This window comes from Halochromatium sp. (genome assembly GCF_054919635.1).
In genome coordinates, this window is sequence record NZ_JBUDPI010000144.1 from 1 (window position 1) to 8,597 (window position 8,597).

Sequence of the window (8,597 nt, forward strand, 5' to 3'; positions counted from 1 at the left end):
CAGCAGCGGCCAGGAGCGTTCGTAGATCGCGGCCACCTCCGGCGGCGGCCGCGCCATGGCAGATCAAACCATCGAGCTGATCAGTCATGCGATCTGGAGCGCCCCGCCACCGCGCATCGCCCTCATTCAAGACGGCTCGCAACCCCCCATCACCGAAAACCTGCGCTTCTTGCGCAGCATTCGCGCGGCTGCTGGCGAGCAAGCACAGGTTCTGTTGGCGCTCATTGGCGATCCAGACGACGACGAAAGCGACCCACTGCCGCCACTGAGCGATTTCGACTTTGCCGATTGGCAGCGAAAGATCGAGCAGATGGGTGACCCTTATCTGCGCTTGATCATGCTCGCGCCCGCTGATGACGAGAGTGCTTAATGGCAGCCCAGGTCCCAACACTGGCCATCGTTGGTCATCCGAATGCTGGAAAGTCGTCGGTCGTTGCGACACTGACCGAGAACGACCGCATCGCGATCGATAAGCGCGCTGGCACCACGACTCGCTCGGACGAATATCCGGTCGAGATCGACGGCAAGACCGTGCTGAGGTTCATCGACACACCGGGCTTTCAGAACCCCACCGATATCCTCGAATGGTTTCAAGAGCATTCAAACGAGATCGATCTGCCCCGGGCATTCCTTGACTCCCATACCCACGACCGTCTCTACAGCCACGATTGCGCCCTTATGCAACCGATCGCCAATGGCGCCGGTATCATCCTGGTCGTCGATGGCTCGAAGCGGATCAAAGAGAAGGATCGCACCGAGATGGAGCTGCTGCGCCTGACAGGGCGACCCCGGATGGCGATCCTCAACAACCTGACGACCAACACCAAGCACATGGCGGCCTGGCAGGACGCATTGAATAAGTCGTTCAACTCGGTGCGCGAATTCAATGCGCATCGTGCCACCTACGCCGAGCGCATCGCCCTCCTGAATGCCCTGAAGGCGATCGATCAGCGTTGGGAGCCGATGCTGGATGAGACGGTGCGCGCATTTGAGCGCGACTGGCAGCGGCGCATCGATCACAGTGTGACCAGCATCCTTGACCTACTGCGCAAGGCATTGACGTTCAAGGTCGTCAAGATCGTTAAGGTCAACGAGCTTGGCTCGGAACGCGAGCGTGAATCCATTCGCGAGCGCCTGACCGAGAACCTGCAGGATGGGCTGCGCAACCTGGAGAACGAGGCCCAGGCCGAGATCCGCGAGCACTTCAAGCACCATGTCTGGAATCTCCCGCCCGGCTCCTTACTGGTCAAGGACCTGTTTTCAGACGAGGTGGAGCGCCACCTCGGCCTCAACCGCCATCAGACCGTGCTCGCTAGTGCTGCGGCGGGCGCAGCCACCGGTGGTGCCATCGACCTTGGCGTTGGTGGCCTCTCGTTCGGCGCCGGGACCCTGATCGGTGCCGGCGTTGGCGGCGCGCTCGGGGTACTCGGCACCTCCCAGCTTGCCAAGCTCGACATCCAGCGCACCCTCGGTGTCGAGCGCTTTACACTCGGCCCGGTGAGCAACCCGCGCTTTCCCTTCATCCTGCTCGACCGCAGCATCCTCTACTGCGCGCGGGCGATGAATTGGGCGCATGGGCGACAGGCGGCCGACGAGAGCGCACCCAACCGGGTGCCTGATCCTGCGCCCAAGAAGCAGCGCGGATTCACCGAGGCCCTGAGCGGAGAAGACCATAAGACACTGGCCAAGTTCTTTGCCGCCGCTCGCAAAGGCAAGCATTGCTCGCAGGAGCAGCATGTGCGAGAGATCCTGTGTAATGTCCTGCAAGATCTCTCGACCGACAAGATCGACAGCCGCGCAAGCCTTTGACCTCGTGCGCCATTGACCTCGTGCGTAAGCCATGAACAGCCTCCCGCTGATTGTACTGATCCCATTCGTCGGCGCCATGCTGCCACCCTGGGCGGTCACCTCCGGACGCCTCAGGTCCGCCTGGGTCACCGGCGGCGTGGCGCTCGCGGCGCTGGCCCTGGTTGTGGCACCTGCGATTGCTGTGATGCAGGGCGAGACCCTGCTCTGGCGGATGGACTGGTTCCCAGCGTTGGGGCTGGCGCTGGCGTTCCGGCTCGACGGTCTGTCGCTGTTGTTCGTGCTGATGATCCTCGGCATTGGCCTGCTCATCATCCTCTATGCCCGCTGGTATCTGGCCGAGCAAGACCCGATGGGCCGCTTCTATGCCTATCTGCTGCTGTTCATGGGCGCGATGCTCGGGCTGGTGATGTCCGAGAATCTGATCCAGCTGCTGATGTTCTGGGAGCTGACCAGCATCAGCTCATTCCTGCTGATCAGCTATTGGCGCCAGCGCGAGGATGCCCGGCGAGGTGCCCGTATGGCGCTCGCGATCACCGGCGGTGGCGGTCTGGCGCTGCTCGGCGGCATCCTGCTGCTTGGCGAGATCGTCGGCAGCTATGACCTCAGCGCCGTGCTCGCGGCCCATGAGATCATCCACGCGCATCCCCTCTACGTCCCCGCCTTGGTGCTGATCCTGCTTGGGGTATTCACCAAATCGGCCCAGTTCCCCTTTCATTTCTGGCTGCCACATGCGATGGCGGCGCCAACCCCTGTCAGCGCCTATCTGCATTCGGCCACCATGGTCAAGGCCGGGGTGTTTCTGCTCGCGCGGCTGTTCCCCGCGCTCTCAGGCTCTGAGGCCTGGACCTGGCTGGTCGCGCCGACCGGCATGGCGACGCTGCTGGTCGGGGCCTACACGGCGCTGTTCAAGCACGATCTCAAGGGCCTGCTGGCCTATTCGACCATCAGCCATCTTGGCCTGGTCACGCTGCTGTTCGGCATCGGCACTCCGCTGGCCGCAGTGGCGGGGGTCTTTCACATCATGAACCATGCCACCTTCAAGGCATCGCTGTTCATGGCGGCCGGTATCATCGATCACGAGGCCGGCACGCGGGATATGCGCCGCCTCGCCGGACTCTGGAGGTTCATGCCCCAGACCGCGCTGCTGGCCATGATCGCCGCCGCCGCCATGGCCGGGGTACCGCTGCTCAACGGCTTCCTGTCGAAGGAGATGTTCTTCGAGAAGACCGTCTACATGGCCAGCTTCCAGGAGAGCTTCTGGCTGCTGCCGGTGCTCGCCACCATCGCCGGCGCGCTGGCAGTCGCCTATTCGCTGCGCTTCATTCACGACGTCTTTTTCAACGGCACCCCCACCGACCTCCCGCGCACCCCGCATGAGCCCTCGCGCTGGATGCGCGTGCCGGTCGAGGTGCTAGTGGTGATCTGCATCGCGGTCGGCATCATCCCAAGCCTCACCATCGGCCCCCTGCTGGCGGTCGCAGCCGGGGCAACGCTCCAAGCACCACTGCCCGCTTACAGCCTCAAGGTCTGGCATGGGTTTACGCCGGCGCTTGGCATGAGCATGCTGGCACTCGCTGGTGGGGCAGCCATCTACGCGATCCGCCGACCGCTCTATCGCTGGCACGATCGACTGCTTGACCGCATCGATGCGCGCACCTTCTTCGAGATTGCCGAGCGCGCCTTGTTCCACACCAGCCGGACCCTGGATCGGCTGATCCATCGCCGGTCGCTGCAGTTCATGCTCGTGGTGCTGTTCAGCGCCACCGCACTCATGCTGCTGATCGGCTTTTGGGAGATGCCGATCCCCGGTAACGCGACCGTGACCCCACTCGACCCGGTGAGCGCCGCTGCTGCGCTCTGTCTGGCGGTCGGTGCCATCGGCACGGTGGTGCTGCACCGGCAGCGCTTGACCGCCTTGGTGATGCTCAGTGTCGTCGGGCTGATCGTCGCACTGGCCTTCGTCAAGTTCTCCGCGCCGGACCTGGCCTTGACCCAGCTTGCCGTCGAGATGGTCACCATCATCCTGCTGTTGCTGGCGCTGCATTTCCTGCCCAAGCAGACGCCACGCGAGTCCTCACTGCCGCGCAAGCTGCGCGACCTGTTCTTGGCGCTGCTCGGCGGTGGTCTGACAGCCCTGCTGACCTGGGCCGTGCTGACCCGTCCCTATGACAGCATCTCCGGCTGGATGCTCGAGAACAGCGTGCCCGGCGGCGGTGGCACCAACGTCGTCAATGTGATCCTGGTCGACTTCCGTGGCTTTGACACCCTGGGGGAGATCACCGTCTTGGCAATCGCTGCGATCGGAATCTATATGATGCTGCGCGATCTGCGGCTCGAGGCGCCGCTGACCGACGCCGAGGGTCGGCCCTGGAGCAGCGATGCCTATCCCCTGATCCTGGCCACCTTTTCGCGACTGCTGCTGCCCCTGGCGTTGATGGTCGCCGTGTTCATCTTCCTGCGCGGCCATAACCTGCCGGGCGGCGGCTTCATCGCCGGACTGATCATCGCGGTGGCGCTGGTCATGCAGTATCTCGCCAACGGCATCGCTTGGACCCGGCCACGTCTGTCCGGCGAGCTGCATCCGTTGATCGGTCTCGGTCTGCTCTTGGCCACTGCGACTGGGCTCGGCAGCTGGTACTTCGGCTATTCCTTCCTGACGTCGGCCCACGACCACTTCCATCTGCCCGTCATCGGTGACCTTGAGCTGGCCTCGGCGATGCTATTCGATCTTGGCGTCATGATGGTGGTGATCGGCATTACCCTCGTGATCCTGATTCGGCTTGGCCGCATCGGCTTCGTCCGACGTGGCGATGCCTTCCCCAACCGCGATCTGAACACCTGATGGAAGCACTTCTTGCCAGCGTCGTTGGCCTACTCACGGCCTGCGGTCTCTATCTGCTCCTGCGCGGGCGGACCTTCCCGGTCGTGCTCGGCATTACGCTGCTGTCCTATGCGGTCAATCTCTTCTTGTTCGTCATGGGTCGGTTGAGCATCGGCATACCGGCGGTCCTCGAGCCAAATCGGAGCGAGTATGCCGACCCCTTGCCGCAGGCCTTGGTGCTCACCGCCATCGTCATCGGCTTTGGCATGACCGCCTTCGTCGTCGTCTTGGCGCTGCGCGCACGCGCAGACCTGGGTAACGATCAGGTCGACGGACGCGAGCCATGAACATGCTCGGCGAGCACTTGGTCATCGCACCGATCCTGGTGCCGTTGCTCACTGGCATTCTGCTGGTGCTGCTGCGCGGTAGCGCAACGCCGCTGCGGCGGACCATCAGCATGCTGGGTGTCCAGTTGCTGCTTGCGGTCTCGATCTGGCTCCTGCTCCAGGCTGCCAGTGGCGAGCTGTTGGTCTATCAGCTTGGCAGCTGGGCTGCACCCTATGGCATCGTCCTGGTCGCCGACCGGCTTTCGGCGGCGATGGTGATGCTAACCGCGGTGCTGGCGCTGTTTGCCATGATGCACGCGATCCAGGGCAGCGACCGACACGGACGCCAGTACCACGCGCTGTTCCAGTTTCTGCTGATGGGTCTGAATGGAGCCTTCCTGACCGGCGACCTATTTAACCTCTTCGTCTTCTTCGAGATCCTGCTGATCGCCTCCTACGGCATGCTGCTGCATGGCGGTGGCGCAGCCCGCAGCCGAGCTGGGCTGCACTACGTCATCGTCAATCTGGTCGGCTCGAGCCTGTTCTTGTTCGCGGTCGGCACCCTCTATGGCGTGCTTGGCACCCTGAATATGGCTGATCTCTCGCAGCGCGTCGCCACGCTGCCAGCCGAGGATGTCGGCCTGGTGCGCGCCGCGGCCCTGCTCCTGTTCCTTGTCTTCGCACTCAAAGCGGCGCTGGTGCCGCTGCACCTCTGGCTGCCCGGCGCCTATTCGGCCGCCGGCCCGGCCTCGGTGGCCCTGTTTGCGATCATGACCAAGGTCGGTGGCTATTCGATCATCCGGGTCTACAGCCTGATCTTCGGCGCGGAGGCCGGCCCGCTCGCCAATCTGGTCGAGCCTTGGCTGCTGGTGCTTGGCCTGCTCACCATCGTGGTCGGCACCATCGGCGTCCTGGCCAGCCGGCACCTGGCCTTGCTGGTCGCGCATCTGGTAGTGATCTCCACGGGCAGCATCCTCACCGCGTTCGGTCTCGGTAGCCAAGCAGCGCTGAGCGCCGGTCTCTACTACAGCTTCCAATCGGCCCTGGTGACCGCCGCGCTCTTTATGCTGACCGAGAACGTCGCCCGGACCCGCGGCGTCTTTGCCGATGAGCTACGGGCAGGGCCGATGCTGCCCGCAGCCAACCTGCTCGGCGGCCTGTTCCTGGTGTTGGCCCTCGCTGTTGCCGGGGTGCCACCCTTGTCCGGGTTTATTGGTAAGGTACTGATCATCCAAGCCAGCTTGGAGACCCCGGTCATGGCCTGGATCATGGCCATCGTGCTCAGCACCAGCCTGTTGACGCTGGTCGCGTTAGCCCGCGCCGGCAGCACCATGTTCTTCAAGACCGACACCAACGCTGGCGCCGCCACCTTACCGGATACCGCGAATCTCGTGCCGGTCGCGGCGGTGGCAGCCTTGAGTCTGCTTTACGTGGTTCTCGCAAGCCCGATCTACAGCTACACCGATGCGGCTGCGGACCAGCTCCTGAGCCCCAACGGCTACGTCGAGACCGTCCTCTCGGACGAGCCGCCATCTCCAGCAGGCGGGCATTGATCAACCCATGAAACAGCTGCTCCCACATCCCATCCTCTCGTTGATGCTGCTCGGACTCTGGCTGTTGCTGGTCAACTCGGTCAGTCCGGGCCAGATCCTGCTCGGCGCATTACTGGCCTGGTTGATCCCGCTCTATACCGCCCGCTTTTGGACGGCGCAGATCCACATCCGCCGGCCGCTGTTGCTGCTGCGGCTCACGGGCACCGTGCTGGTGGATATCCTGATTGCCAATATCGCCGTTGCGCGCTTGATCGTCGGCCCAAAGGAGCGTATTCAGCCAACCTTCATCCCTATGCCGCTGCGCGTCAAGGGCAATGTCAGCGTCAGCCTGCTGGCGAATATCATCACCCTGACGCCGGGCACTGTCTCCGCGTCTCTCAGCCCGGATCGCAGCGAGCTGATCATCCATGCGCTGCAGGGGACCGATCCGGCGGCAATCATTGCTGATATCCGCCAACGCTACGAGCAACCGCTGCTCGACGCGTTGGAGCAGACCTGAGGTGCTGGGGACCACGATCCTGATGGAGAGACAACGATGAACGAGCTAGCCGAGACCGGACTCATTCTTGACCTGGCACTCGCGGTCGGCTTCTTGTTCGTGACCGCAGCCCTGTTGCTGTCGCTGTGGAGACTGATCATCGGTCCCGATCAGCCCGACCGCATCTTGGCCCTGGATACGCTCTACGTGAACACGGTCGCGCTCTTAGTCTTGCTCGACATCAAGCTCGCCAGCAGCCTCTATTTCGAGGCCGCACTGCTGATCGCGCTGTTTGGCTTTGTTGGCACCGTGGCACTCGCCAAATTCCTAACACGCGGGGACATCATCGAGTGAATGCTGAGATCGCAAACCTGCTGATCGAGCTGCTGGTCGCACTGCTGATCCTGATCGGCGCCGGCTTCACCTTTCTCGGCTCCGTTGGCCTCGTCCGGCTTCGGGACCTGTATGAGCGACTGCATACCCCCACCAAGGCCACCACCCTGGGTGTCGGTAGCCTCTTGATCGCCTCGGCGGTCTTTTTCAGCTGGTACGACGCTGGCGTCTCCCTCCACGAGGTCTTGGTCGCGGTGTTCCTATTCATCACGGCGCCCGTCAGCGCTCACCTGATCGCCAAAGCCGCCTTACATCAGCGCACCCAAAGCGGCTCTGGCCTGCCGTCAGAAGCTCTGCTCGAGAAGCACGATGGGCATGGCGCTCAGACTAACCCAAGCGAAGGGCAGCAGCCCCAAGGACCTGCTAGTCCCAAAGCCTAGGAATGCGCAGCCCTGGCCGCAGCCCTGACTGGTTGAAATCGGTCTAGGTTGTCGCAAACCGCTAGCCGTGTCGGCCAACAGTTTGACCACCAGGAGAGCCTCAAAGATGTCAGAGCAACCAATCGCTATCGTCACCGGCGCCTACCGCGGACTCGGACGGGAGACCTGCCGGCAGCTCGCCCTACTCGGCTATCAGGTCGTCCTCACGGCGCGGCGCGAGCAGGAGGGCCAGGCCGCAGCAGATGCCTTGTCCGACGACGGGCAGAAGGTCCTGTTCCAACCGCTAGACGTCACTGATGAGGCCTCACGCATCGCGCTGCGGGATCGCATCCAGCAAGACTTCGGACGCCTGGATGTGCTGGTCAATAACGCTGGCATCTTTCCCGATCCTGCACCGGGCACCCCGGAGTCGAGCATTCTGCAGGCCGATCTCGAGCCCATTAGGCGCGCCTTCGAGACCAACACCCTGTCCGCGCTCCGGTTGTGCCAGCTATTGATCCCGCTGATGGACGGCGAGGGACGGGTGGTCAATCTCTCATCCGGGATGGGGCAGCTCAGCGACATGAATGGCTATTGCCCTGGCTACCGGCTGTCGAAGACCGCAATGAACGCGGTCACCCGGATAATCGCCGATGAGCTTGGCGCCGACAGTCGAATCAAGATCAACTCGGTCTGCCCGGGTTGGGTCCGCACCGAGATGGGCGGACCGAATGCCCACCTTAGCATCGAGGAGGGCGTCAAAGGGATCATCTGGGCCGCCACCCTCCCCGCGGACGGCCCCAGTGGCGGCTTCTTCCGTCATGGCGAGCCGATCCCCTGGTGATCGACCCACCGCTA

Annotated in this window: 9 protein-coding genes; all 9 read left to right on the top strand. The window is 63.3% G+C overall.

What is annotated here, in order from left to right; genetic code table 11:
- The first annotated feature begins 55 nt into the window (after positions 1–55).
- The 9 genes from ACY693_RS10190 (at position 56) to ACY693_RS10230 (ending at position 8,583) form a co-directional block, all read left to right on the top strand.
- Complete coding sequence (locus tag ACY693_RS10190; protein ID WP_462321720.1) at positions 56–370, top strand: DUF2868 domain-containing protein; 315 nt, start codon at positions 56–58, stop codon at positions 368–370.
- Entirely contained in the window at positions 370–1,809 is a 1,440-nt protein-coding gene (locus ACY693_RS10195; RefSeq protein WP_462321721.1) for a GTPase/DUF3482 domain-containing protein, read from the top strand. The genes ACY693_RS10190 and ACY693_RS10195 overlap by 1 nt, the downstream gene beginning before the upstream one ends.
- A 31-nt stretch (positions 1,810–1,840) precedes the next feature.
- Positions 1,841–4,651: a monovalent cation/H+ antiporter subunit A gene (locus ACY693_RS10200; RefSeq protein WP_462321722.1), complete on the top strand. Its 2,811-nt coding sequence runs from the start codon at positions 1,841–1,843 to the stop codon at positions 4,649–4,651.
- On the top strand, positions 4,651–4,977 hold the full coding sequence (locus ACY693_RS10205; protein ID WP_462321723.1) for a Na+/H+ antiporter subunit C: 327 nt from the start codon (positions 4,651–4,653) through the stop codon (positions 4,975–4,977). Before ACY693_RS10200 ends, ACY693_RS10205 begins: the two co-directional genes overlap by 1 nt.
- Positions 4,974–6,509, top strand: a complete 1,536-nt coding sequence (locus ACY693_RS10210) for a monovalent cation/H+ antiporter subunit D (protein WP_462321724.1) — start codon at positions 4,974–4,976, stop codon at positions 6,507–6,509. The genes ACY693_RS10205 and ACY693_RS10210 overlap by 4 nt, the downstream gene beginning before the upstream one ends.
- A gap of 7 nt (positions 6,510–6,516) precedes the next feature.
- Positions 6,517–7,008 (top strand): Na+/H+ antiporter subunit E, encoded by a 492-nt coding sequence (locus tag ACY693_RS10215; RefSeq protein ID WP_462321725.1) that lies wholly within the window; start codon positions 6,517–6,519, stop codon positions 7,006–7,008.
- A gap of 36 nt (positions 7,009–7,044) precedes the next feature.
- Entirely contained in the window at positions 7,045–7,341 is a 297-nt protein-coding gene (locus ACY693_RS10220; protein ID WP_462321726.1) for a K+/H+ antiporter subunit F, read from the top strand.
- Positions 7,338–7,760, top strand: a complete 423-nt coding sequence (locus ACY693_RS10225) for a Na+/H+ antiporter subunit G (protein ID WP_462321727.1) — start codon at positions 7,338–7,340, stop codon at positions 7,758–7,760. Before ACY693_RS10220 ends, ACY693_RS10225 begins: the two co-directional genes overlap by 4 nt.
- 106 nt (positions 7,761–7,866) lie before the next feature.
- Positions 7,867–8,583, top strand: coding sequence for an SDR family oxidoreductase (locus tag ACY693_RS10230; RefSeq protein ID WP_462321728.1), 717 nt, complete (start codon positions 7,867–7,869; stop codon positions 8,581–8,583).
- The last annotated feature ends 14 nt before the right edge of the window (positions 8,584–8,597 follow it).